The sequence below is a fragment of the Pseudomonas sp. MF06569 genome, from assembly GCF_059862735.1.
In genome coordinates this window covers 48,327-73,697 of record NZ_JCBCUZ010000015.1, presented here as the reverse complement: position 1 = coordinate 73,697, position 25,371 = coordinate 48,327, and the positions used below count along the sequence as shown (strand labels likewise).

Below are 25,371 nucleotides of genomic sequence, written 5' to 3'. Positions count from 1 at the left end.
GCTGGCGCAGGCTGCGGCAACTGCTACGCAACATGAGGCCCTTCAATCAGTGGTGATAGCGCGCGCACGCGCCTCAAGTCCTTAATACGCAGGAGCAGGTCATGAGTAAACACACGTCAGCCGCGCCCACTGGCGACCCCTTGCGCATCCGCGAAGGGCTGCCCTTCCCCCTGGGTGCCACCTGGGATGGGTTGGGCGTCAACTTCGCCCTGTTCTCAGCCAACGCCACCAAAGTCGAACTGTGCCTGTTCGACGCCGCCGGTGAAGTCGAGCTGGAACGTATCGAACTGCCCGAGTACACCGACGAGACATTTCACGGTTACTTGCCAGACGCACACCCCGGCCAGGTTTACGGCTATCGCGTGTACGGCCCGTACGACCCGGAAAACGGCCACCGCTTCAACCACCATAAATTGCTGATCGATCCCTACGCCAAGCAGCTTGTGGGGGAGCTCAAATGGTCCGAAGCCCTGTTTGGCTACACCATCGGCCACCCGGACGCCGACCTGAGTTTTGACGAGCGCGACAGCGCGCCGTTTGTACCCAAATGCAAGGTCATCGACCCGGCGCACACCTGGGGCCATGACCATCGGCTCAACGTGCCCTGGGACCGCACCATTTTCTACGAGGCCCACGTGCGCGGCATCAGCATGCGCCACCCCGCCGTACCGGATACGGTGCGGGGCACCTTTGCCGGGTTGATGGTGGATGAAGTGGTCGAGCACATCACCGGCCTGGGCGTCACCAGCATCGAGCTGTTGCCGGTCCACGGGTTCGTCAACGACCAGCACCTGCTGCAAAAAGGCATGACCAATTATTGGGGCTACAACAGCATCGCCTTTTTCGCCCCGGACCCGCGCTACCTGGCCAGCGGCAAGATCGCCGAGTTCAAGGAAATGGTCGCACGCCTGCACAAGGCCGGGCTGGAAGTGATTCTGGACGTGGTCTACAACCACACCGCCGAAGGCAACGAGCAGGGCCCGACCCTGTCCATGCGCGGCATCGACAACGCTTCGTACTATCGGCTGATGCCCGAAGAAAAACGTTTCTACATCAACGATTCCGGCACCGGCAACACCCTGGACCTGAGCCACCCGTGCGTCTTGCAGATGGTCACCGACTCGCTGCGCTACTGGGCCCGGGAAATGCACGTCGATGGTTTCCGCTTCGATCTGGCGACCATTCTGGGGCGTTATCACGACGGTTTTAACGAACGGCACAGCTTTTTGGTGGCGTGCCGCCAGGACCCGCTGTTGCGCCGGGTCAAAATGATCGCCGAACCCTGGGATTGCGGGCCCGGAGGCTATCAGGTCGGTGGTTTCCCGCCCGGCTGGGCGGAGTGGAACGATCGCTTTCGCGACACCGTGCGCGCCTTCTGGAAAGGCGACGAAGGCCAGTTGGCCGACTTTGCCGGACGCATGACCGGCTCTGCCGATCTGTTCAATCACCGTGGCCGCAGGCCCTACAGTTCGGTCAACTTCATCACTGCCCATGACGGCTTCACCTTGCACGACCTGGTGTCCTACAACGACAAGCACAACGAAGCCAACGAGGAAAACAACCAGGACGGCAGCAACAACAACATTTCGTGGAACCACGGAGTCGAAGGCCCAACCGACGATCCCGACATCAATGCGCTGCGCCAGCGCCAGATGCGCAACTTCATGGCCACCCTGCTCCTGGCCCAAGGCACGCCGATGCTGGTGGCCGGCGACGAATTCGCCCGCACCCAGCACGGCAACAACAACGCCTACTGTCAGGACAGCGAAATCGGCTGGATCAACTGGGAACTGAACAAGCCCGGCAAATCGCTGCTGGCGTTTGTCAAACGCCTGATCAAGCTGCGCCTGCACTACCCCATCTTGCGTCGTGGCCTGTTTCTGGAAGGGCACTCCAGCGAAACCCCCGGGGTTAAAGACGTCACCTGGCTGGCACCCGACGGCAACGAGATGACCATCGAGCAGTGGCATGACGGTCAGGCCCGGTGCCTGGGCATGCTGCTGGATGGCCGGGCGCAAGTGTCCGGGGTTCAACGGGCCGGGGATGACGCGTCACTGCTGATCGTCGTCAACGCTAACCACGACTCGATCAACTTCAACTTGCCCAAAGTGCCCCACGGCATCAGTTGGTCGTGCAAGCTCGACACCACAGACCCGAGCATCAAAGGCCCCCAGCATCTGCCATTCAACAAGCCCTACGAGGTCACGGGACGATCGCTGGTGATGTTTGAGCTGCAACACACCGAGGTGTCGTGAATGTATTGATAAACATCAAGTCCACCCCCATCAAAAGCGGCAGACTACAGCCTTGAGCTTGCCGCTCAGAACTGCCACTGACAGAGGAGTGACCATGCCCGCTGAAGATGTTGTCGGCAATACACTTTTATCTGCCACTACGGCAACAGCGCCTGCTGTCCATCAAATCAAGGTACTGACGGTCAATACGCACAAGGGATTCACCGTCTTCAACCGTCGCTTCATCCTCCCTGAACTGCGCGAAGCGGTGCGCAGTACCGACGCCGACCTGGTGTTTCTGCAGGAAGTGCTCGGCGAGCATGACAAACACGCATCGCGCTACGAAGACTGGCCAGCCACCTCGCAGTACGAGTTTCTCGCCGACAGTATGTGGAGCGACTTCGCCTACGGCCGTAACGCCGTGTATCCAGATGGTCATCACGGGAATGCCCTGCTGTCCAAGTACCCGATCAAGGCCTCGCGCAATCTCGATGTGTCCATCACCGGGCCTGAACGGCGCGGCCTGCTGCATTGCGTCCTGGACGTGCCGGGCCATAGCAATGTGCACGCCATTTGCGTGCATTTGAGCCTGTTGGAAAGCCATCGCCAGCTACAGATCGTACTGCTTAACCAACTGCTCAAATCCCTGCCGCCTGATGAGCCGGTCATCATTGCCGGGGACTTCAACGACTGGAAGCAACAAGGCAATGCGGCCCTGCGCCAACGGGACGACCTGCACGAAGTGTTCGAGCGCCATCATGGCCAGGTGGCCAAAACCTACCCGGCGCGCTGGCCGCTGCTGCGTCTGGACCGCATCTACTTGCGCAATGCCACCAGCCACGACCCAAAGATCCTCGGCAACAAGCCGTGGACGCATTTATCGGATCATTTGCCGCTGGCGGTTGAGGTGCATTTGTAGGCCTGAGCCTCTCTGTTGCTGGCGGTGCTTCTGTGGGAGTGGGCTTGCTCACGATGCAGGCGGCGCGATTTCCCGGTTGAATCGCGTCGATCCCATCGCGAGCAAGCCCGCTCCCGCAGGCTTACACCGGCCGCAGTATCAACACCCCCAACGGCGGCAGATTCAATGCCAGGGATACGCTCTGCCCGTGGCTGGGCACGTCTTCGGTCACTACCCCGCCGCCATTGCCGTAGTCAGAACCGGCATAGGTGGCCGAATCGCTGTTGATCACCTCTTGCCAGGTGCCGGCAAACGGCACGCCGATGCGGTAGCCAGCGCGAGGTACCGGGGTAAAGTTGGTCACCACCAGCAAGGGCGAACCGTCCTTGCTCCAGCGCAGCCAGGCGTAAACGCTGTTGGCCGCATCATCACCGATCAACCATTGGAACCCCTGCGCAACGTCGTCCTGCTCATAGAGCGCAGGTTGCTCGCGGTACAAGCGGTTCAAGTCGCTCACCAGCTTCTGCACACCCCGGTGTTCGGGGTATTGCAGCAAATACCAGTCCAGTTGCTGATCGTGATTCCACTCGCGCCATTGCCCGAACTCGCAGCCCATGAACAGCAGCTTCTTGCCCGGATGGGCCCACATGAAGCTCAGGTACGCCCGTAGATTGGCGAATTTCTGCCAGCGATCACCGGGCATTTTGTCGATCAGCGAATGCTTGCCGTGCACCACTTCATCATGGGAAATCGGCAGGATGAAACGCTCGGTCCAGGCGTACACCAGGCCAAAGCTCAACTCATTGTGATGATGGGCGCGGTACACCGGATCCTGTTGAATGTAATGCAGCGAATCATGCATCCAGCCCATGTTCCATTTATACGAAAAGCCCAGCCCACCCTGGTCGGTGCTTTGACTGACCCCCGGCCACGCCGTGGACTCTTCGGCAATCACCAGGGCGCCCGGAACCTCGTGGGCAACCACATCGTTGAGGTGGCGCAAAAACTCGATGGCCTCGAGGTTTTCCCGGCCTCCGTGACGATTGGGCACCCACTCCCCTGATTTGCGCGAATAGTCGCGGTACAGCATGGACGCTACGGCATCGACCCGCAGGCCATCAATATGGAAGTGCTTGAGCCAGTGCAGGGCCGACGCCAGCATAAAACCGTGCACTTCGGTGCGGCCCAGGTTGTAGATCAGGGTGTTCCAGTCCTGATGAAACCCTTCAAGGGGGTTGGCGTATTCGTACAGCGCGGTGCCATCAAATTGCGCCAGGCCGTGGGTATCGTTGGGAAAGTGTGCGGGCACCCAGTCCAGAATCACCCCGATCCCGGCCACATGGCAGGCATTGACGAACGCCGCAAAATCATCGGGCGAGCCGTAACGGGCGGTGGGTGCAAACTGCGACAGGGGCTGGTAGCCCCAGGAGCCGCCAAACGGGTGCTCCATGATCGGCATCAGTTCGATGTGGGTGAAGCCCAGTTGCTGCACATAGGGAATCAGGCGCTCCGCCAGCTCAGGCCAGGTGTACTGACGCGCGACCTCGCCGATATCATCGACCTCACACTGCCATGAGCCCACGTGCAATTCGTAGATGGACAGCGGCGCATCATGACGCTGCAGTTGGGCACGCGCGTGCATCCAGTCATCGTCTTGCCAGTCGATGCTCAGGGGCGAGGCAACCTTTGAGGCGGTATCGGGCGGCAACTGGGTGGCCAGCGCCACGGGATCGGCCTTGAGCGGCAAGATCCCCTGCTCGCCCAGAATTTCATACTTATACGCCTCACCCGCTTGCAGGCGCGGAACAAACAGCTCCCACACTCCGCTCGGATGGCGCAGGCGCATGGGGTGACGACGACCGTCCCAGCCATTGAAGTCGCCGACCACCGAAACCCGCCGCGCATTGGGGGCCCATACCGCAAAACGCACGCCGTGCACGCCTTCAACGTGGATCAGTTGCGCACCGAAACAACTGCTCAGATCACGATGATTGCCTTCGGCAAACAGGTACAGATCCATCTCACCCAGCAACGGGCCAAAACTGTAGGGATCTTCGCTGACTTGCACAGCGTCGCCCCAGTCAACCTGCAGCAGGTACGGCCGGCTTTGTGCGAAATGCCCGGTATACAGGCCAGGCACTTGTGAAGCTTCAAGACTGCCAAGCAGCTGTCCGTCATCGCGGGCAAGCACATTCACACTCACCGCGCCCGGCAGAAATGCCCGAATATACTGCCCGCCCTCGCCATCCCCATGGGGACCCAATACCGAAAACGGATCGGAGTGCTCTGCCCGTGCCAACGCCTCAACATCCGGGTCTGCGGGTGACAACGAGTCTTTACCTTTACCCGTTTGTTTGCTCGAAATCATGCTGTTCTCCATCCGGTAAAGGTTACGTCTGACCCAGCACGCGTTTTAGCCATCGACATGAGCTGTGTCCTCTAACTCATAGACAGAGCAAAGACTAGCTGTTGTCAGACAATCTGTATCCATTCATAAATAACCCGTGACGGGCTTACGCCCGATGCACTCTTTTCGCACATTAACAGTGCAATGTGTTGCTTTAAGGTCACTGCAAGAGCCAGCCCGGGTCTAAAAAGACTCAGGGACATCACGGCCGTTATCAATGCAAGACACATGCTCATTTCAACCGGGATAAGGCTGGCTGCCGTGATTCGGTGATTTGCTTGACCTTGATCACACTGTATTCAACAGACGTCGGTTACAGGCGCACAAAGCCAATGACAACGGGGTATTGGCCAGGGTGCAGCACATTGTCGCAGGCCGTCTCAAAACACCATCTGATCCGGTTTTTATTCAAATAACTGAGTCTGTTATGCAAACAGTTCGCTGGGCATAGTGCTCATGCCTGATGGAGGCTGATGAGCGAAAGACCATGAGCGAACAAATTCCCGTCCAGATACTTGAGTCATTTGAGGCTTCTAGACCCAGAGCCACAAAAAATAAAAACAAGTCCAGCGACAACATGATCCACACCCGCAGCTTCACTGGCCTGTTTCGCACACTGCGAATAGTGGGGACAGGCTTTTTGTTTTTGCTGTTCTTTGGCACGGTCTGGCTGAACTGGGATGGCCGGCAGGCAGTCCTGTGGGATTTGTCTGAGAGCAAGTTTCATATTTTCGGCGCAACGTTCTGGCCGCAGGACTTCATCCTGCTGTCGGCATTGCTGATCATTGCCGCCTTCGGGCTGTTTGCGATCACGGTCTTTGCCGGGCGGGTGTGGTGTGGTTACACCTGTCCGCAAAGCAGCTGGACCTGGCTGTTTATGTGGTGCGAAAAGATCACTGAAGGTGACAGAAACCAGCGCATAAAACTGCAAGCAGCCCCCTGGCGCCTGAACAAGATCCTGCGCCGTACCGCCAAGCACACGCTGTGGCTGGCCATCAGCGTAATGACCGCGCTGACATTTGTCGGTTACTTCACGCCGGTCCGGCCGTTGGCCACTGAACTGCTGACCCTGGAAATCGCCGGCATCAGCCTGTTCTGGATGCTGTTTTTCACTGGTGCCACGTACATCAGCGCCGGCTGGCTGCGTGAAGCGGTGTGCATGCATATGTGCCCGTATGCCCGCTTCCAAAGCGTCATGTTCGATAAAGACACCCTGGCCATTTCCTATGACGTGGCCCGTGGCGAAAACCGTGGTCCGCGCAAACGCGGGGTTGCACCCAAGCAAGAAGGCCTGGGCGATTGCATCGACTGCTATATGTGCGTGCAGGTGTGCCCGACAGGGATTGATATCCGCGATGGCTTGCAGATGGAATGCATCGGTTGCGCAGCCTGTATCGATGCCTGCGACTCGGTGATGGAGAAAATGGGCTATGCCCCGGGCCTGGTGCGCTATACCTCCGAGCACGAACTGCAAGGCGGCAAGACCCACCTGGCGCGCCCACGCCTGATCGGCTACGCCGTGGTGCTGGTGGTGATGATCGGGGCGCTGGTGGTGGCCCTGAACCAGCGCACGATGGTATCCCTAGATGTGATCAAGGACCGAGGCCTGTTCCGCGAGAACAGCCAGGGCCAGATCGAGAACATCTACAGCCTTAAAATCATCAACAAGACTCAGGAGCCGCAGCAGTACCGAGTGTCGTTGCAAAACAGCGAGGACTTCCAGTTGCAGGGTAAAACCGAACTGAGCCTGGCCCCGGGTGAGATCGTCGATGTGCCGGTGTCTGTTGCCTTGCTGGCCGATCGCCCGAAGAGCAGTTCACAGACCCTCGATTTTGTGGTGACCGACACCGATCAGCCAGACGTGCGCAGCGTGGCCAAAAGCCGTTTTGTTGCACCGCTTAATCGTTAGTGTGTGAGCGGGCTTGCTCGCGATAAGATCGCTGCGCTGTCGCCGAGACACCGCGCCGCCTGTATCGCGAGCAAGCCCGCTTCACACGCCACGCCTGCTCCCACAGATTTGTGATGTTTGAAACTCACGCCGGACCGAGCCTTATCCCATGAAACGCTACGAAAAATTCGCCGACGATATTGCCGAACTGATCCGCTCAGGGGTGCTCGGCCCCGGTCAGCGCGTGCCGTCGGTGCGCTATGCCAGCCAGACCTATGGCGTCAGTCCTTCGACCGTGTTTCAAGCCTATTACCTGCTGGAGCGACGCGGCCTGATTCGGGCCAAGCCGCGCTCTGGCTACTTCGTCAACACCCATGCACCGAGTCCTTTTTGCGAGCCGGTGTTCAGCAGCCATGTCACCGAATCCACCCAGGTGGATGTCAGCGCCCTGGTGTTCTCGGTACTGGACTCGATCAAAGACCCGCACACCGTGCCCTTCGGCTCGGCCTTCCCAAGCCCCATGCTGTTTCCGCTGCAGCGGCTTGCCCGTTCGATGGCCACCGCCAGCCGCGAGATGGACCCGCGCATGGTGGTGACCGACATGTCACCCGGCAACCCGCAACTGCGCCGGCAAATCGCCCTGCGCTACATGGTCGGCGGGTTGATGCTGCCCATGGAAGAGCTGCTGATCACCAATGGTGCGCTGGAGGCTCTGAACCTGTGCCTGCAGGCCGTCACCGAGCCCGGTGATCTGGTGGCCATTGAAGCCCCGGCGTTCTATGCCTGCCTGCAAGTCCTTGAGCGGCTCAAACTCAAGGCGGTGGAGATTCCGGTGCATCCGCGTGATGGCATCGATCTCGGCGTGCTGGCACACACCCTTGAACGCCACCCGATCAAGGCCGTGTGGTGCATGACCAGTTTCCAGAACCCGATTGGCGCGACCATGCCCGAGGCCAAGAAGCAGGCCCTGGTCGAGTTGCTGCGCAGCCATCAGGTGCCGTTGATTGAGGACGATGTATACGCCGAACTGTATTACGGCCAGCACGCTCCCAAACCGGCCAAAGCGTTTGATACAGAAGGCCTGGTGATGCATTGCGGCTCGTTTGCCAAAAGCCTGGCGCCGGGCTACCGCATCGGCTGGGTGGCTGCGGGTCGATACGCGCAGAAAATCGAACGGCTAAAGCTGATGACCTCGCTGTGCGCCTCGATGCCCGCCCAGGCTGCCATTGCGGATTACTTGCAGCACGGCGGCTACGACCGTCATTTGCGCAAACTGCGCTATGCCCTGGAAGAACAACAGAGCGCGATGCTGGCGGCGATTGCCCGTTACTTCCCGGCCCAGACCCGTGTCAGCCAGCCTTCGGGCGGCTACTTTCTGTGGCTGGAACTGCCCGAGCAAATGGACTCGCTCAAGTTGTTCCAGATGGCCCTTGCCCAGGGCATCAGCATCGCGCCGGGGCCGATCTTCTCGGCCACCCAGCGTTTTCGCAACTGCATCCGCCTGAACTACGGCAGCCCGTGGGATGAAGCCAGCGAAAAGGCCATGGAAACTCTGGGCAAGATCGTACGTTCGTTCTAGACAACAGCCCTTGTGGGAGCGGGCTTGCTCGCGACAGGTCCGCAAGGGCGTATCAGACAGACCTCATTGCCTGCATCGCGAGCAAGCCCGCTCCCACAAGGGTATAGAGGCACCTACCCCGGCATGCAGGTGAAATCAGCCGTGTGCGCCACTTCCTTGCCCTGCCCGTCCACCAGCCGTGCGCTGACTTCAGGCCCAAGGCTCGACTCGATCAGCTCGTAACGCTCACCGGCCCTGAACCCGGTGTAATTGACCTTGCCCTGGCAATCCACCTGATTCTCATCACCCGTGGCGCCTTCGTACAACGTCACGTCCAGGCGGTGGGCGCCGGGGGTGACTTCAAAATAGCGTCCATCGTTGATGTTTTTACCGTCTACGCGCTCGGCCATCAGGTCACTGTTGCCCTCTTCTTTCAGGCCGATCCAGGCTTCGCCCGGGTCTTGTTTGGGCATGGGCCCCGCGCAGGCTGACAACAACAGCACCAGGCTCAGAGATGGAATCAACAACAGCGGTTTCAGGTTCATCGCAGGTACGCCTCGAAACAATGAGTAGGCCTCAAGCTTGAAGCGCACCGTACACCGCGCCAAATGAATGAAAATGAAGGGATTTTCAGGCCATTCCTAAAGGATCCTTCACGTTGCTGAAAGCTGATCGTTAGGTGTGGGCGGTGAGACTGCCGAGGTTTGCAATTCCACTCCCCGGAGGTCCAGGCATGCTCGGGCTGGTAAAGACCGCACTGCACAAGCCCTACACGTTTATCGTGCTGGCGATTTTCATCTGCATCATCGGGCCGCTGGCGGCTGTACGCACCCCCACTGATGTGTTCCCTGACATTGGCATTCCGGTGGTCGCCGTGGTGTGGCAGTACACCGGCCTGGCACCGGCCGATATGGCAGGACGGGTGATTTACACCTACGAGCGTTCGCTGAGTACCACCGTCAACGACATCGAACATATCGAGTCCCAGTCATTGCCCGGCATGGGCATCGTTAAAATCTTCTTTCAACCCGGCGTCGATATCCGTACGGCCAACGCGCAAGTGACCGCCGTGTCGCAAACCGTGCTCAAGCAGATGCCGCCGGGCATCACTCCCCCGCTGATCCTCAATTACAGCGCCTCCACGGTGCCGATCCTGCAACTGGCGTTCTCAAGCCCGACACTCTCGGAAGCCAGAATCCGCGACCTGGTGCAGAACAACATTCGCCTGCCACTCAGCGCCCTGCCCGGTCTGGCCATGCCGACGCCCATGGGCGGCAAGCAGCGTCAGATCACCCTCGACCTTGACCCCCAAGCGCTGGCGGCCAAAGGCCTGTCGGCACAGGACGTGGGCACGGCACTGGCGGCGCAAAACCAGATCATTCCCGTGGGCACGGCAAAGCTCGGCACCTATGAATACACGGTGCTGCTCAACAACAGCCCCAAGGCCATCGACGAACTCAATGACTTGCCCATCAAGACCGTCAATGGCGCGCTGATCACCATCGGCCAGGTGGCCCATGTGCGTGACGGCTCGCCGCCGCAAACCAATATCGTGCGTGTCGACGGTCATCGCGCCGTGCTGATGCCGGCGTTGAAGAACGGCACTATCTCTACCCTGTCCATCGTCGACGGCATTCGCGGGATGCTGCCGCGTATCAATGAAACCTTGCCGCCCTCCCTCAAGACCTCACTGCTGGGCGACGCCTCGGTGTTCGTCAAACAATCGGTGGGCAGCGTGGCCCAGGAAGGGATCATTGCCGCCTTGCTGACCAGCGCCATGATTTTGCTGTTTCTGGGCAGTTGGCGCTCCACCCTGATCATTGCGGTGTCGATCCCGCTGGCCGTGCTGTCGGCCATTGCCCTGCTGGCCATCAGCGGCCAAACCCTGAACGTCATGACCCTGGGCGGGCTGGCGTTGGCGGTGGGGATTCTGGTGGACGATGCAACCGTGACCATCGAAAACATCAACTGGCACCTTGAGCAAGGCAAGTCGGTGCGTGATGCGATTCTCGACGGTGCCAAACAGATTGTCGGCCCGGCCTTCGTGTCGTTGCTGTGTATCTGCATCGTGTTTGTGCCGATGTTCATGTTGCAGGGCATTGCCGGATACCTGTTCCGCCCCATGGCCTTGTCGGTGATTTTCGCCATGGGCAGCTCGTTCATTCTGTCGCGAACCCTGGTACCCACCCTGGCAATGTTTCTGCTCAAGCCACATGTGCCGGAGCAAGGTGCCGGGCATCACCCGGAAGACGGCTACATCAACCATCACGAAGGCGATCAACACACCCGCCAACACTCGGCGCCCGTGCGCGCGCTGCTGAATTTACAGCTCGGGTTCGAGCGCCGTTTTTCGGCCGTTCGTGACGCCTACTACGGGGTGTTGGAGCTGGCACTGGCCCATCGCAAACGCTTTCTGGCGGGGTTCATGGCCTGCGTGCTGGTCTCGTTTGCGCTGCTGCCGAGCCTGGGCCAGGACTTTTTCCCGGCCACCGATGCCGGAGCCCTGGCCCTGCACGTGCGCTTGCCGCTGGGGACCAGGATTGAAGAAAGCGCCGCCGACTTCGATCGCATCGAATCGTGCATACGGGAAATCATCCCCGCCGATCAACTGGACACCATCATCGACAATATCGGGATTCCGTTGAGTGGCATCGATATGGCCTACAGCAGCAGCGGTACTATCGGCCCACAGGACGGCGATATTCAAGTCGCCCTGAAGGCAGATCACAGCCCCACCGCCGAGTACGTGAAACGCTTGCGTGAAGCCCTGCCCGAGCGCTTCCCCGGCAGCCAGTTTGCGTTTATGCCTGCGGACATCAGCACCCAGATTCTCAACTTCGGTGCCCCTGCTCCTCTGGACGTGAAAATTTCCGGGCGTGATGACGCGGCCAACCGCGCCTATGCACTGGAACTGCAACGGCGCTTGCAGCATGTGCCGGGGATTGCGGACCTGCGGATTCAGCAATCGGTGGGCTACCCGTCGCTGCAAGTCAATGTGGATCGCCAGAGGGCCAATGGCCTGGGGATTACCGAGCGTGATGTGACCAACAGTATGGTGGCCTCCCTGGCGGGCAGTTCCCAGGTAGCGCCGACCTTCTGGCTCAACCCGCAGAACGGCGTGTCTTACGGCGTGGTTGCCGCCACGCCGCAATATCGCCTGGACAGCCTTCCCGCCCTTGAAGCCTTGCCGGTGACGGGCAGCAACGGCCAGTCTCAAATCCTCGGCGGGCTGGCGACCATCAGCCGGGTCGAGAGCCCGGCCGTGGTCACCCACTACAACATCCAGCCGACGCTGGACCTGTACGCCAACATTCAGGGCCGCGATCTGGGCGCGGTGGCAGCCGATGTGCAAAAGGTGATAGATGGCGCGTCCGACCTGCGGCCCAAAGGCGCAATTGTCAGCCTGCACGGGCAGATCGACGCCCTGCATGAAGCCTTCAGTGGCCTGAGCCTGGGCTTGCTGGGTGCGGTGGTGCTGATCTACCTGCTGATCGTGGTCAACTTCCAGTCGTGGGTCGATCCGTTCGTGATCATCACCGCCCTGCCCGCCGCCCTGGCCGGGATTGTGTGGATGCTCTTTCTCAGTGGCACCTCGTTATCGGTGCCCGCCTTGACCGGGGCCATCTTGTGCATGGGTGTGGCCACGGCCAACTCGATTCTGGTGGTGAGTTTTTGCCGTGAACGCCTGGCCGAACATGGCGACGCCCTCAAGGCGGCGCTCGAAGCGGGTTACACGCGCTTCAGACCGGTGTGCATGACCGCACTGGCGATGATGATCGGCATGCTCCCGCTGGCCTTGTCAGAAGAACAGAACGCCCCCCTTGGACGCGCCGTTATTGGCGGTCTGATGCTGGCCACCGTTGCCACCCTGCTGTTCGTGCCCGTGGTGTTCAGCCTGGTGCATGGCCGTGAAAAAAATAGCCCTGCTGCTGGAGAAACGCCCCATGTCGTCTGATCAAAAACCCTCGCGCAAGCGCTTGATGTACCTGGGCATCGGTGGCCTGACACTGGCCGCCCTGCTGGTCGCCAATGGTCTGGCAGCCCGCAGCCGCCATGAACACGCGGTGAGCCAATGGACCGAAGCGGCGGCCCTGCCGATTGTCAGCGTGTTTCAGCCCATGCATAACGCCCACGGCGATACCCTGCGCCTGCCCGCGCACCTGGAAGCCTGGAGCAAGGCGCCCATTCATGCGCGGGTCAACGGCTACCTGAAAAGCTGGCAAACCGATATCGGCAGCAAGGTCAAAGAGGGTCAGATACTGGCCGTTATCGACAGCCCCGATCTTGATCAGCAACTGGCGCAAACCCGCGCTCATATGGTGCAGGAACAAGCCAATGCCAGGCTCGCGGCCACCACTGACACACGCTGGCAAAACCTGCTGGCCAGTCATTCGGTGTCGCGCCAGGAGGCCGACGAAAAACACTCCAACGCCGCCGCGGCCCACGCCAATGCCCAAGCCGCAGAAGCCGATTACGCACGCCTTTCAACGCTGGAAGCCTACAAGACCATACGCGCGCCCTTCGCCGGAACCATCACCGCGCGTCACACCGACATTGGCCAGTTGATCAAGGCCGATACCGACAGCGACACCGAGCTGTTTGACATCGCCGACACCCACCAACTGCGCCTCTATGTGCCGGTGCCACAGAACTACGCCAGCGTGATCCGCCCCGGCATGCAGGTGCAGCTCAGCGTGCCGGAGCATCCGGGGCACATGTTCAGCGCCCGCCTGATCGGCAACTCGACCTCGATTGACCCGCGCTCGGGCACCCTGATGGCGCAGTTTGTGGCGCAAAACCCCGGCGACGCCCTGATGCCCGGGGACTACGCCGAAGCCACCCTGGCCATCCCGCCGGACACTCACGGCGTCAGCATCCCGGCCAGTGCGCTGATCTTTCGCGCCCAGGGCACCCAGGTCGCCGTGCTCGACAGCGCGCAGCATGTGCATTTGCAGAGCATCCATATCGGCCTCGACCTGGGGGAGCGGCTGGTGATCGATCAGGGCCTTGAAGCAGGCGATACCGTCATAGACAACCCCCCCGATGCTTTGCGCGAAGGCGACAGGGTCAAACTGGCCGCAACAGGAGCCGACCATGCAACCAAGGCTTAAGCGCGCGGCCCTGCTGCTGGCCCTGGCGTTGCAGGGCTGCTCCCTGGCGCCCACCTACAACACCCCGACGCTGGACGTGCCAGCGCACTACCGCGAGCAAAGCAGTGACGGCCCGTGGCACAGCGCCCAACCTGCCGACCAGCTGTCACCGCAGTGGTGGCGGGTGTATCAGGATGAGCGCCTGAACAGCCTGCAACAGCAGTTGCTCAAGGCCAACCCTGACCTGGCAGAGGCGCTGGCCCACTTCGATGCAGCGCAGGCTTATGCCAGCCAGTTACACGGGGGACTCTTCCCGCAAATAACAGCCAGCGGGCAACCGCTGCGCCAACGTCAATCGGACAACCGTCCCTTGCGCGGCACGACCCAACCGTCGGTCTATAACAGCAACACCGCAGGATTCGCGTTGAATTTCGACCTCGACCTGTGGGGGAAAATCCGCAATCAGGTGGCTGCGGGCGATGCCCAGGCACAAGCATCGGCGGATGATCTGGCTGTCGCCCGTTTAAGCCTGCAGCGTCAGCTGACCAGCCTGTATGTTCAACTTGACGGACTGGACGCCCAGCGACGCATCCTGTCCAGCTCACTGGATGATTACAGCCAGGCCCTGCAACTGACCCGTACCCGATATCAGGGGCAAATAGCCTCCGAGCTGGACCTTACCCGCGCCCAGAGCCAGTTGGCCGAAGCCGAGGCCCAACTGGACGACATCCGTGCCCAGCGCAACCTGACCGAACACGCTATTGGTGAACTGGTGGGCGAACCCGCCAGCAACTTCCAGCTGGCGGCCAGAGAGCAGATGCTGAACCTGCCTGATCAGCCGCGAACCCTGCCCAGTGCCCTGCTGCAACGCCGCCCTGATATTGCCGCGGCGGAGCGCCGGGTGTTTGCCGCCAATGCGGCGATCGGCGTGGCAAAAGCGGCCTGGTATCCGGACTTCAGTTTGACCGGCCTGCTGGGCGGGCAAACCCAGGGCAGCGGCAATTTGCTGGCTGCCAGTAACCGTTTCTGGGCCTTGGGGCCGCTGATCAGCCTGCCTGTTTTTGACGGTGGCAGACTCGAGGGCCAGGAGCGCCAGGCCAGGGCCGAATTTGAAGAAGCATCGGCCCACTACCGGGGGCAAGTGCTGCACGCGGTACGCGAAGTCGAAGACAACCTGGCCCAACTGCGCGACTTGCAACAGGAAAGCCTCGACGAGCAAGCCGCAGCAAATGCCGCCGAACACACCCAGGTGATTGCCACCAACAGCTATGAGGCCGGGGCGGTGAGTTATCTGGATGTGGTGACGGCACAAACGGCAGCGCTACAAGCCCAGCGCCAGGTGCAGTCGCTTCGCACCCGGCAGTTGCAGGCCAGCGTGGGATTGTTGACAGCGTTGGGGGGTGGTTGGAACGATCATTAACCCGTTAAGAGCTCTGCAAATAAATTCCGGCCTGCTCCATTTCGCGAATACAAGCGTAATCCACCTCGATCTGGTTGAGGTCGGGATGAACCAGATACACAGTACCCGGCTGGCTGAACACATCCTTTGTACTCGCAATGTGCTGTCCATTAACGACGTAGAAAACCACCTCGTAAAACGACGCCAGTCCGGACAACTTTTCCATAAATGCTTCGTTGGTAAACAGGCCTTCTGAACGATTGATCAGGCTGACATTGTAGGTGTGCTTGAACCGTACATAGTCAGAGCCACACATCAGTAGCCGTTCAAATTCAAGGGGACGGGTGATCGACAGCGCGAACGCATTGATCTGCCCCATGCGGGTGGTTTGTGCACTGACTCCAGTTCTGAGGATCCCGTCTGTACGGGCGGCAATTTCAACCAGTTTCGGTCCTTCTGAGGTGTACATGACTTCAGCATGACTGGGCCCATTGAGGATACCGAGGCTCGTCACTACCTTGCGGGTGTAGGCCACGAGTTCTGCATAGGGCGCTACCGTGGCGTCGAGCAGTTGGTCGATGTCATACACAATGCTGCCGGTGTCCAGCACCCGTTTGGTGTACTTCACCACCTCAGTGATTAACTGACGCCCGCCTTGGGACACCATATTGATCACATACTCGGTGCCCGCCAGGTACTCCTGAAACAATACTTGGCTGTTCTCGATATTGAGCTTGTTGCGCGTGCCCAGCAGTTGGGTGAATGCACGTTCGCAAGTGGCGAGGTCATGGCAAATAAAAACCCCGTCCGCCCCTGCGCTCTCAAGGGGCTTGATCACGACCGGGAACGTGCCCCGAGCCTGAACCCAGTCTCTTCCCGCATTCCATGTATCAACCGCACACTGGGCTGGAGCGGGCAAACCAGCATCGGTAATGCACTGGATCATCTGAAACTTGTTTCTGCGCGCCAGGCTCCTGGAAAAGTCATTGGTGTATTCAAGCGCCAACTGCTCATTCAACTGGTCGGCCAGCAGCACCCCGCTTTCAGCCCCCGCGACAATGTAATCGGGGGCAAAATCCTTTATCGCCAACAGTGTGGAGCCATTGTCCGCGTGAGTCATGAACGCGTGGTAAATACCAAACTCAAAACCTGCATAGTAATAATCATCAATGGTAGAACTGGACGCCATATGGAATAACAGACAGCCCTGCGCATGGAGTTCTCTGGCCAGCAATTTACCCGAAGAAAAACCGTCAACCACAACGACCCTGATCATTTCGGACCTCGATTATTTGCCTGTCGATTGAACAGCGTCAGCGAAGCCAAGAGCGTCACGATAATCCCAACCGCTGCAATGCTAGGCATCGAGAATGAAACGCGCGCATCCATAAATTGAAGCAGCAGGGTAAAAACCGGCAACGTCAGCAACACAAACGCCACATTGATTGCGCTGAGATGAAAGATGGTTTTTTGAATCAGATAGATGGGCAAAAGGTGACCGACAACGACCAGCACCAACATAGGCAAAACCCACTCTACGGTGAGGCTGTACGACACATCACTGAACGCAACAAACAGACTGCAGACCACAACTAGCAACACGTTCCTGACCGCCAAAATTTCGTAAATTTTCCAATGGTGCTTAAATAATTTCTTGGACACAATCGTATAAAGCACCGTGCCCAATGCACACAATACGACACTGATAATACCGATAACTCTTTGCTCGACTGACATGGATGAAATACCACTTTCCCCGAGAAACGAGTTGAAAAGCATGATAGCGACCGACAACAACACAAGGATGGCGATAAGTATTTCTACACTACGGGCCCTGTCCATGCCTTTTATAAATGAAGAAACAATCAAGGTTAATGCCGGCCCACACGCCACTGATGCAACCCCGACGACTGCTGGCTCCAGAAAGCGCAATGCATAAAACAGGCCTCCCCAATTCAACAACACCGAGATGTTTGCCACTACAATCAATGGCCAATACTGTTGACACTTGATTAACAACGAGTACCTGCCCCACCACAGGCTATACCCAAGAAACACCAGCATGGATGAGACAAAGCAATATAAAATCACCACCAGGGTATCGAGAGTTTGCGTCACAAAGGCGACGTACACATCAAACGCAGCACTGATAAAACAGAATAACAACCCGAGCAACACACCTGTTTTTATTGGATGCATAACCAACACCACTATGATTACTGGTTAACCGACATCAACCTAACACCGTGACACGATTTTCCATCAGTGTGATTTTCATCAGTGTTTTAACTGTAATACCGGTTTTATCGAGCACATGACGACATCCCATACTTTGAACCTTTTCCACCGCACACACTACGTCAACAACTTCAGCACCACTTTTCCTTACAGCATTTACCAGTGAAATGACGGCACCCCCCGTACTTAGCGTATCATCAACAATAGCTACCTTATCGCCAGGCTCAATACCATTGAGATAGAGTTTTCCTTCATAATATTCGGAGCGAATATCCACACAGACACCATTCACTTCGTCAAGGCTGTATGAGTACCATCGTGCCATTGCCAAGGGAATACCCGTCAAAATGGATATCGCCGTTGCCAGCGGTGCACCTTTATCCTCTTCCGTTACGATTTTATCGACATTCAGATCCATCAGCCTTATCACAGCATGAGCAACGTCCAAAAGTACCTTTGGACGCAAGGCAGGCAATTGATCCGTGAACTCATTTACCGTTATCAAAACACCCTTCGCATTCACAACTTTAGCGCTTTCGTATACTTCTTTAAGGAGCATCATATTATCTCCACGTACTCAGGATACACACCACCCCAACGACTTTTGTACTTCCAGGCATTATCAAAAAAACAGTGACTATATTTTTATCCTGATTTAATTGCGCTAAATGCTCGCACACTATCAGATTGGCTCCACAGGTGGGACCAATATCAAACTCATCTTCGGCCATAAACGCTTTCATCCTATCCCAAGCAGTATCGCCTGCAACTACCACTACATCATCTATCAATTCAGTCACTGTATTGATTGACAACGCCCCTGCACCCAACCCCATTAAATTATGAGGACGGTGCTCGAACTCCAACCCTCGCCTAGCGGAATATAACGGTGCAGAACTCTCTACCTCGATGCCGACAGTCTTGATCATTGGATATTCCCGCTTCAACACCTCAGCAATACCACAAAACGTCCCACCCGTGCCGATCGCACAAATAAAATAATCGGGCGTCAGAGAGCATCTATTTAGGTCAGTGATAATTTCTTCACCACAGCCATGCCAGGCAAACTTGTTTAGCAACGTACTGGATTGATCTAGAAAGAACATATGCCCGTCAGAATGATGCTGGACATACTCCCGAGCAGCATTGGCAGCTCCGATTAAAAAAGCTTCTTTCGGTGTTTCAACAAAGCTTGCGCCATAAGCATGTATTTGATCCTTACGCTCCTGAGTCATCCCTTCAGGCATGAATATTTTAACCTTATAACCTTTCTCTCTTCCAATCCAGGCAAGTGCGGCACCACCGCTCCCAGTGGAGCAATCAACAAGGGTCATACCTTTATGAATAACTCCTTCGCGCTCCAACACCGTGACAATATTTAAGTACGTCCTGTCCTTATGACTACCTGAGGGATTCATATGTTCACACTTGGCAAACAATCGACCTCCGTTCAAGGCAAGCTTCGTTAGCTCCACCAGCGGTGTATTACCGATACTGGCCAAATTCATTTCAACCTCCGAGCACCTAGCAGAAGATCGATATAGATCATTCACACCACAACCAATCATTACAATCAGCGCACCAGAACCTATCCCAACATAAAAATTAATACAATCATAAATATTTAGAAACACCCTACATCAGACTACACACCTAGCCTTAAGACACACTTAAATCACTGTTCAGACGAAAAATCCAATCAAGAACATTTGGTTTAATTTTAAACACAGGAAACAAACCGTAAAACTTATTCATCAGCAATCAAAGTATCAATAGAGTGCTGGATATAAATCGCCTCCTATCACTGAGTCGTCTCTAACAGAAACTGCCCATCACACCCAAACAGTTGCCCTCAACCGGGTGGTTGGGATCAGTCAGCACCAAACCTGTAACCGCTACCGCAGGGCCTTCGCTTTTGGTCAAGAAGAAGGGTTGCTGCGCAACCCGTCGCAGCCTCGCTACGCTCCTCAGCGACTACACAAGATTGCGCAGTAGATGCGCACCAAACAGGTCGGCCGGTCGGCCGCCTCGGCGGGATTTTGATCTACCCGCCCTTCGGGAGGCCGAGAGCAGGTGCTGCGTAGTGGGTCGACCGGCATGGATGCCGGGAGAGCCGTGTTGGGCCATGGATGGCCCGTCACGGCGGGCCCACGGAGCGGGACCGGAACGAGGGACACCTGAGCGCAGCGAGGGCCGTACGCCAGGGCAAGGCCTTTTTGGTTCCTTTTGTGGCTGTTTGACAAAAGGGACTCGCCGTAAGGGCGAAACCATCATTTCAGTTAACCGCGAATGCCGGATATGTACCCCGTGTGCCAGTTGTTATGCGAAGCCCCACACCTATGCCGAGGACATATCCATTCGATGTGTCACGACTTTCTACGGGGTTCGCCCATGCGGCGAAGCACTTGTTCCAGACGCGAAAATGCATCCAAAGAGGCTTGCCCCTCGAAGATTGCGCAGCGAGGCGGCCGACCGGCCTGATGGGTGCTACTCGCAATCCGTAGCAGCTGACGAGTAGAACGAGGCTGCGTCCGGCGTGATGCGCCCCCCCCCCGACGTTGCCGTTTTAAAATCAACTTTCACGGCTTATCAGGCATACCGTGTGTACCGGTTTTGCGACCGTTTCGCGATCGAACGTAGCCTCGTTCTACTCGTCAACTGCTACGACGCGCAGTTGACGACGAAACCAAGCCGCTGCGACAACGGCCGCAGGACCTTCTCTTTTGGACGAGGCGAAGGGGGGCTGCGCACCCGTCGCAGCCTCGCTACGCTCCTCAGCGATTACAAAAAACTATTTGTTGGAAGCCGCCAACATGGCTTTAAGCAGGACCGCGCACCCCGCTGCCAGATCCCCGGGGTCGGCGTTTTCGATTTCGTTGTGGCTGATGCCTCCTTCGCATGGCACAAAAATCATGCCCGCCGGCCCAAGTTCGGCAAGGAATATGGCGTCATGCCCTGCCCCACTGACAATATCCATGTTGGACAAGCCCAGTTCGTTGGCCGCCTCACGCACGGCGTTGACGCAATCAGGGTTGAAGTACAGCGGCGGGAAATCCGCCGTAGGGGTGAGCTCGAAGCTCAGGCCATGTTGCTGGCACGTGGCTTCAATCACCCCGCGAACCTGTTCAATCATCGCGTCCAGTCGCTCAGGCAGCAGATGCCTGAAGTCCAGGGTCATGCGCACTTCTCCGGGGATCACGTTTCGCGATCCCGGGTATGCCTGCAGGCAGCCTACCGTGCCGCAGGCGTGGGGTTGATGGCCAAGAGCGGCATGATTGACCGCTGCAACCACGGCAGCCGCACCGACCAGTGCGTCTTTACGCAAGTGCATGGGGGTCGGCCCGGCGTGGGCCTCGACGCCGCGCAGGTTGAGGTCGAACCATTTCTGCCCCAGGGCACCCAGCACCACACCAATGGTTTTGCGCTCGTCCTCAAGAATCGGACCCTGCTCGATATGGGCTTCGAAGTAAGCCCCCACCGGATGACCGCTGACTTTGCGGCTGCCCGCATAACCAATGGCCGTCAAGGCTTCGCCGACGGTCACTCCCTGGGCATCGGTTTTGGCCAGGGTTTCTTCAAGGGTGAATTTCTCTGCAAAGACCCCCGAACCCATCATGCACGGCGCAAAACGCGAGCCTTCTTCGTTGGTCCAGACCACCACCTCCAAAGGTGCCTGGGTCTGGATGTTGAGGTCGTTGAGCGTTCGCATCACTTCTACCCCGGCAAGTACGCCGAAGCAGCCGTCGAACTTGCCACCCGTGGGTTGGGTGTCGATATGGCTGCCGGTCATCACGGGCGGCAAGTCGGGGTTGAGGCCGGGGCGGCGGGCAAAAATATTGCCCACCCCATCCACGCTGACGGTGCAGCCCGCGTCTTCGCACCAGCGAACGAACAGGTCACGTGCCTGACGGTCCAGGTCAGTCAGGGCCAGACGACACACGCCGCCTTTTACCGTAGCGCCAAGCTGTGCCATTTCCATCAGCGAAGCCCACAGGCGGTCGCCGTTGATCGATTGCAAGGGTTGCTGCTGAAGGTCGTGCGATGCGTTCATGATGTTTTCCCCAGGCAGTTTTTATAAGAGTCGTTTTTAAACCGTGCCTTTGACGGTCTCTGTTTGCTGGCTGCCCAAGCGATGCAGCCCGTAATAAATACCGGCGCCGAGCAATGACCCGGTGAACCAGCCAAAGTCGTAGAACCAGCTGAAGGCGCTGCTACCCAACGACAGCAAGGTCAGCACCACCGGCACGCCAAACGCGATAAAACCGTTCCAGTGCCACGCTGGGTACACCCCGTCCTGGTAAAGCCCTGCAAGATCGAGTTTTTGCCGACGGATAATGAAATAGTCGACCACCATGATCCCGGCAATCGGCCCCAGCAGGCTGGAGTAGCCCAGCAGCCAGTTGGAATACACGGTTTCCAGGCTCACATCCGACACCAGCAAACCCAGCTTTTTAAGCAGTTCGTGGGCCATCAGCGCAAGCCCCACGAGGCCGGTCAGCATCACCGCCTTGGTGCGGTTGATCAGCTTGGGCGCTATGTTCTGGAAGTCATTGGTAGGCGACACGATGTTGGCGGCGGTATTGGTCGACAGGGTTGCGATGATGATCAGCGCCATCGCCAGCGCCACCCAGCCCGGGCTTTGAATATGACCGATCAGGCTGACCGGATCGGACACCGTGACACCCACCAGTTTTTCCGACGCGGCGGTCATCACCACACCCAGGGCCGCAAACAGGAACATGGTCAGCGGCAGGCCAAAAATCTGCCCCTGTATCTGGTCTTTCTGGCTTTTTGCGTAGCGGCTGAAGTCAGGAATGTTCAGGGACAAGGTGGCCCAGAACCCGACCATCGCGGTCAAACCGGCAAAGAAGTAGCCATACACGCTGGCGCCTTCGGGACGCTTGGGTGGCTGGGCCAGCAGTTCGGTCATCGACACATTGGGCAATGCCCACACCAGCAGGCCCAGGCCGACCAGTACCAGCAAGGGAGCAGACAGGGTTTCAAGCCACTTGATCGACTCGGCACCGCGCAATACCACCCACAGGTTCAGTGCCCAGAACACCATGAAGCCGATGACTTCTCCGGTGCCGCCCAGGCTTTTCCAGCCCTCGAACACAGAGCCCAGAAACAGGTGAATCGCCAGGCCGCCAAACAGCGTCTGGATACCGAACCAGCCGCAGGCCACCAGGGCACGGATCAGGCAGGGGACGTTTGAGCCGATGATGCCGAAGGAAGACCGCAGTAACACAGGAAAGGGAATGCCGTACTTGGTGCCCGCAAACGCGTTGAGGGTCAGCGGGATCAGCACCACGATATTGGCCAGCAGAATCGCCAGCAGCGCCTCGCCGACCGAGAGTCCGAAGTAGGCGGTCAGTACCCCGCCCAAGGTGTAAGTGGGTACACAAATGGACATACCGACCCACAAGGCCGTGATATGCCATTTGTTCCAGGTGCGTTCGTGAACTTTGGTGGGGGCAATATCGTGGTTGTACCGGGGGCTATCGAGGACTTCAGGACCAGCGTCCAATTCGTACAAGCCGTTACGTTCGGTGACTCGGGATCTGCTCGGTTGCATATTCGATCACTCTCTTGTTGTGGTGCTCTTGGTTGCGCTTTGAGGCCCTGCGTTAAGACGCAGAGCGGCTCCCTTGCCTGGACACTGCTGTATGGATCGGCCCGTCCGGTTGTGGCAGCGACAATCAAGAACTGTGCCGTGTTACTTGCCTCGCCCCCGCACACTGGCTGTTACTACTTGCAACGCCCTGGTTTAACGCTGTTTTAAATAACGAACCGAATGACTCTCATTCCTATTGGTAGCGTTTACCGCTCACTTACTGTTTTTTGATATAGCAAAACGAAACAACACGGTGCACGCGTATTTATTTTTATTGCGTTACCTCCTCTCCCCTACAGGCTCAAGCGCCTGATTTAGCATAAGAAACTTCGCCTATATTTGAATCCTGTCAAGTGCGTCAAAATGGTGAGGTCGTGCCACATTTTGGTGATATTTAAATAATTTATATATAAATCAGTTACTTACACCAATAACAACTTAACAAAAATAAAGTTTGATCATTTTTCAACAACCCTCTAGATTTCATTCCTGACACCAGTGACAGGAACCAACCTGTGCGCTAACTTTAATAACAACATTTAGAACCGGTTATAGCCGGTCAGCCTGCGAGGAACTCGGTATGTCACTGTTAATCCGTGGCGCTACGCTTGTGACCCATGATGAAAGTTATTGTGCTGATGTTTATTGTGCGGACGGTCTAGTCCGAGCGATTGGTACTGATCTTGATGTTCCGCCCGGCTGCGAAGTTCTCGATGGCAGCGGTCAATATTTAATACCCGGCGGAATTGATCCGCACACTCATATGCAACTCCCCTTTATGGGCACTGTGGCCAGCGAAGACTTTTTCAGTGGTACGGCCGCCGGTTTGGCGGGTGGCACAACTTCCATTATCGATTTCGTCATTCCCAATCCTCAGCAGTCCTTGCTGGAAGCTTTTCATCAATGGCGCGGCTGGGCCGAGAAGTCGGCTTCGGACTATGGTTTTCATGTCGCCATCACCTGGTGGAGCGAACAAGTCCGCGAGGAAATGGCCGAGTTGGTCAGCCAGCATGGCATCAACAGCTTCAAACACTTCATGGCTTACAAAAACGCGATCATGGCCGCTGACGACACGCTGGTGGCGAGTTTCGAGCGCTGCCTGGAACTGGGCGCTGTACCCACAGTGCATGCCGAAAACGGCGAACTGGTGTACCACCTGCAACGCAAGCTCATGGCCCAGGGCATGACGGGGCCGGAAGCTCACCCGCTTTCACGCCCTTCTCAGGTTGAGGGCGAGGCTGCAAGCCGGGCAATCCGCATCGCCCAGACCATTGGCACACCGTTGTATCTGGTGCACGTGTCGACCCGTGAAGCACTGGATGAAATCACCTACGCCCGCAGTCAGGGGCAGCCGGTGTATGGCGAAGTACTGGCCGGACACCTGCTGCTCGATGACAGCGTGTATCAACATCCGGACTGGGAAACCGCCGCCGGTTACGTGATGAGCCCGCCCTTCCGTCCGCGCGGGCATCAGGAGGCGCTCTGGCATGGTCTGCAGTCGGGCAATCTGCACACCACAGCCACTGACCATTGCTGCTTCTGTGCCGAGCAAAAAGCAGCCGGGCGCGACGATTTCAGCAAGATCCCCAACGGAACCGCAGGCATCGAAGACCGCATGGCAGTGCTCTGGGATGAGGGCGTGAATACGGGACGCCTGTCGATGCAGGAGTTCGTCTCACTGACCTCTACCAACACCGCCAAAATATTCAATCTGTACCCGCGCAAAGGCACGATCCGGGTCGGCGCCGATGCCGATCTGGTGCTATGGGACCCGACAGGGACACGCACCATTAGCGCCAAGACCCACCATCAAAAAGTCGATTTCAATATTTTTGAAGGCAAGACCGTGCGTGGCATCCCCAGCCACACCATCAGCCAGGGCCGTGTGGTGTGGGCCGATGGCGACCTGCGTGCAGAACGCGGTGCAGGCCGTTATATCGAACGCCCGGCCTATCCAGCCGTGTTCGATTTGCTGAAAAAGCGCGCTGAGCATCAACAGCCCGTGGCCGTTAAACGCTGAATTGCAAACCACTGCCCGACAGAGG

The 25,371-nt window shown here is 57.7% G+C and carries 16 protein-coding genes; 8 read left to right on the top strand and 8 right to left on the bottom strand.

Annotated features, from left to right (window positions below; genetic code table 11):
• Window positions 1-101 precede the first annotated feature (101 nt).
• Window positions 102-2,255 (top strand): glycogen debranching protein GlgX, encoded by a 2,154-nt coding sequence (gene glgX / locus AC19YQ_RS15155; RefSeq protein WP_133078234.1) that lies wholly within the window; start codon window positions 102-104, stop codon window positions 2,253-2,255.
• A 94-nt stretch (window positions 2,256-2,349) separates the two neighbouring features.
• Window positions 2,350-3,153: an endonuclease/exonuclease/phosphatase family protein gene (locus tag AC19YQ_RS15150; protein ID WP_133078233.1), complete on the top strand. Its 804-nt coding sequence runs from the start codon at window positions 2,350-2,352 to the stop codon at window positions 3,151-3,153.
• 121 nt (window positions 3,154-3,274) lie between these two features.
• Here the strand turns inward: AC19YQ_RS15150 and glgB are convergent, their stop codons facing one another.
• Window positions 3,275-5,500: a 1,4-alpha-glucan branching protein GlgB gene (gene glgB, locus AC19YQ_RS15145; protein WP_133078232.1), complete on the bottom strand. Its 2,226-nt coding sequence runs from the start codon at window positions 5,498-5,500 to the stop codon at window positions 3,275-3,277.
• Between the two features lie 526 nt (window positions 5,501-6,026).
• Here glgB and ccoG point away from each other — a divergent pair.
• Both ccoG and mapR read left to right on the top strand, forming a co-directional pair.
• On the top strand, window positions 6,027-7,448 hold the full coding sequence (gene ccoG / locus AC19YQ_RS15140; RefSeq protein WP_500595433.1) for a cytochrome c oxidase accessory protein CcoG: 1,422 nt from the start codon (window positions 6,027-6,029) through the stop codon (window positions 7,446-7,448).
• Window positions 7,449-7,596: 148 nt separating this feature from the next.
• Entirely contained in the window at window positions 7,597-9,006 is a 1,410-nt protein-coding gene (gene mapR, locus AC19YQ_RS15135; protein WP_326398199.1) for a GntR family transcriptional regulator MpaR, read from the top strand.
• 113 nt (window positions 9,007-9,119) lie between these two features.
• Here the strand turns inward: mapR and AC19YQ_RS15130 are convergent, their stop codons facing one another.
• Window positions 9,120-9,530 (bottom strand): PA0061/PA0062 family lipoprotein, encoded by a 411-nt coding sequence (locus AC19YQ_RS15130; protein WP_326398200.1) that lies wholly within the window; start codon window positions 9,528-9,530, stop codon window positions 9,120-9,122.
• A gap of 188 nt (window positions 9,531-9,718) precedes the next feature.
• Between AC19YQ_RS15130 and AC19YQ_RS15125 the strand changes: the two genes are divergently transcribed.
• From AC19YQ_RS15125 to AC19YQ_RS15115, 3 genes are read left to right on the top strand one after another with little or no spacing between them, the layout of a single operon-like run.
• Window positions 9,719-12,940 (top strand): efflux RND transporter permease subunit, encoded by a 3,222-nt coding sequence (locus tag AC19YQ_RS15125; RefSeq protein WP_500595432.1) that lies wholly within the window; start codon window positions 9,719-9,721, stop codon window positions 12,938-12,940.
• Window positions 12,930-14,096 carry an efflux RND transporter periplasmic adaptor subunit gene (locus AC19YQ_RS15120; protein ID WP_500595431.1) on the top strand — a complete coding sequence of 389 codons (1,167 nt, stop codon included), beginning with the start codon at window positions 12,930-12,932 and terminating at the stop codon, window positions 14,094-14,096. Before AC19YQ_RS15125 ends, AC19YQ_RS15120 begins: the two co-directional genes overlap by 11 nt.
• Window positions 14,080-15,495 (top strand): efflux transporter outer membrane subunit, encoded by a 1,416-nt coding sequence (locus tag AC19YQ_RS15115; protein WP_500595430.1) that lies wholly within the window; start codon window positions 14,080-14,082, stop codon window positions 15,493-15,495. Before AC19YQ_RS15120 ends, AC19YQ_RS15115 begins: the two co-directional genes overlap by 17 nt.
• A 4-nt stretch (window positions 15,496-15,499) precedes the next feature.
• On the opposite strand, the gene AC19YQ_RS15110 is transcribed toward AC19YQ_RS15115, so the two are convergent.
• From AC19YQ_RS15110 to AC19YQ_RS15085, 6 genes are all read right to left on the bottom strand, one after another.
• Window positions 15,500-16,735 carry an ATP-grasp domain-containing protein gene (locus tag AC19YQ_RS15110; RefSeq protein ID WP_500595429.1) on the bottom strand — a complete coding sequence of 412 codons (1,236 nt, stop codon included), beginning with the start codon at window positions 16,733-16,735 and terminating at the stop codon, window positions 15,500-15,502.
• 11 nt (window positions 16,736-16,746) lie between these two features.
• Window positions 16,747-17,673, bottom strand: coding sequence for an EamA family transporter (locus AC19YQ_RS15105; protein ID WP_500595428.1), 927 nt, complete (start codon window positions 17,671-17,673; stop codon window positions 16,747-16,749).
• A gap of 34 nt (window positions 17,674-17,707) precedes the next feature.
• A complete protein-coding gene (locus AC19YQ_RS15100) occupies window positions 17,708-18,274 on the bottom strand; it encodes a phosphoribosyltransferase family protein (protein WP_339477795.1) in 567 nt (188 codons plus the stop codon).
• Window position 18,275: 1 nt separating this feature from the next.
• Window positions 18,276-19,220: a cysteine synthase family protein gene (locus AC19YQ_RS15095; RefSeq protein WP_500595427.1), complete on the bottom strand. Its 945-nt coding sequence runs from the start codon at window positions 19,218-19,220 to the stop codon at window positions 18,276-18,278.
• 1,283 nt (window positions 19,221-20,503) lie between these two features.
• Window positions 20,504-21,763, bottom strand: a complete 1,260-nt coding sequence (locus AC19YQ_RS15090; RefSeq protein WP_500595426.1) for a Zn-dependent hydrolase — start codon at window positions 21,761-21,763, stop codon at window positions 20,504-20,506.
• A gap of 36 nt (window positions 21,764-21,799) precedes the next feature.
• Window positions 21,800-23,287: an NCS1 family nucleobase:cation symporter-1 gene (locus AC19YQ_RS15085; RefSeq protein ID WP_133078220.1), complete on the bottom strand. Its 1,488-nt coding sequence runs from the start codon at window positions 23,285-23,287 to the stop codon at window positions 21,800-21,802.
• Between the two features lie 619 nt (window positions 23,288-23,906).
• Here AC19YQ_RS15085 and hydA point away from each other — a divergent pair.
• A complete protein-coding gene (gene hydA / locus AC19YQ_RS15080; RefSeq protein ID WP_500595425.1) occupies window positions 23,907-25,346 on the top strand; it encodes a dihydropyrimidinase in 1,440 nt (479 codons plus the stop codon).
• The last annotated feature ends 25 nt before the right edge of the window (window positions 25,347-25,371 follow it).

What these genes read in the sequence shown, in the direction of transcription:
- glgX (WP_133078234.1), top strand. Translation starts at nt 102, where the DNA reads ATGAGTAAACACACGTCAGCCGCGCCCACTGGCGACCCCTTGCGCATC.
- AC19YQ_RS15150 (WP_133078233.1), top strand. Translation starts at nt 2,350, where the DNA reads ATGCCCGCTGAAGATGTTGTCGGCAATACACTTTTATCTGCCACTACG.
- glgB (WP_133078232.1), bottom strand. Translation starts at nt 5,500, where the DNA reads ATGATTTCGAGCAAACAAACGGGTAAAGGTAAAGACTCGTTGTCACCC.
- ccoG (WP_500595433.1), top strand. Translation starts at nt 6,027, where the DNA reads ATGAGCGAACAAATTCCCGTCCAGATACTTGAGTCATTTGAGGCTTCT.
- mapR (WP_326398199.1), top strand. Translation starts at nt 7,597, where the DNA reads ATGAAACGCTACGAAAAATTCGCCGACGATATTGCCGAACTGATCCGC.
- AC19YQ_RS15130 (WP_326398200.1), bottom strand. Translation starts at nt 9,530, where the DNA reads ATGAACCTGAAACCGCTGTTGTTGATTCCATCTCTGAGCCTGGTGCTG.
- AC19YQ_RS15125 (WP_500595432.1), top strand. Translation starts at nt 9,719, where the DNA reads ATGCTCGGGCTGGTAAAGACCGCACTGCACAAGCCCTACACGTTTATC.
- AC19YQ_RS15120 (WP_500595431.1), top strand. Translation starts at nt 12,930, where the DNA reads ATGTCGTCTGATCAAAAACCCTCGCGCAAGCGCTTGATGTACCTGGGC.
- AC19YQ_RS15115 (WP_500595430.1), top strand. Translation starts at nt 14,080, where the DNA reads ATGCAACCAAGGCTTAAGCGCGCGGCCCTGCTGCTGGCCCTGGCGTTG.
- AC19YQ_RS15105 (WP_500595428.1), bottom strand. Translation starts at nt 17,673, where the DNA reads ATGCATCCAATAAAAACAGGTGTGTTGCTCGGGTTGTTATTCTGTTTT.
- AC19YQ_RS15100 (WP_339477795.1), bottom strand. Translation starts at nt 18,274, where the DNA reads ATGATGCTCCTTAAAGAAGTATACGAAAGCGCTAAAGTTGTGAATGCG.
- AC19YQ_RS15095 (WP_500595427.1), bottom strand. Translation starts at nt 19,220, where the DNA reads ATGAATTTGGCCAGTATCGGTAATACACCGCTGGTGGAGCTAACGAAG.
- AC19YQ_RS15090 (WP_500595426.1), bottom strand. Translation starts at nt 21,763, where the DNA reads ATGAACGCATCGCACGACCTTCAGCAGCAACCCTTGCAATCGATCAAC.
- AC19YQ_RS15085 (WP_133078220.1), bottom strand. Translation starts at nt 23,287, where the DNA reads ATGCAACCGAGCAGATCCCGAGTCACCGAACGTAACGGCTTGTACGAA.
- hydA (WP_500595425.1), top strand. Translation starts at nt 23,907, where the DNA reads ATGTCACTGTTAATCCGTGGCGCTACGCTTGTGACCCATGATGAAAGT.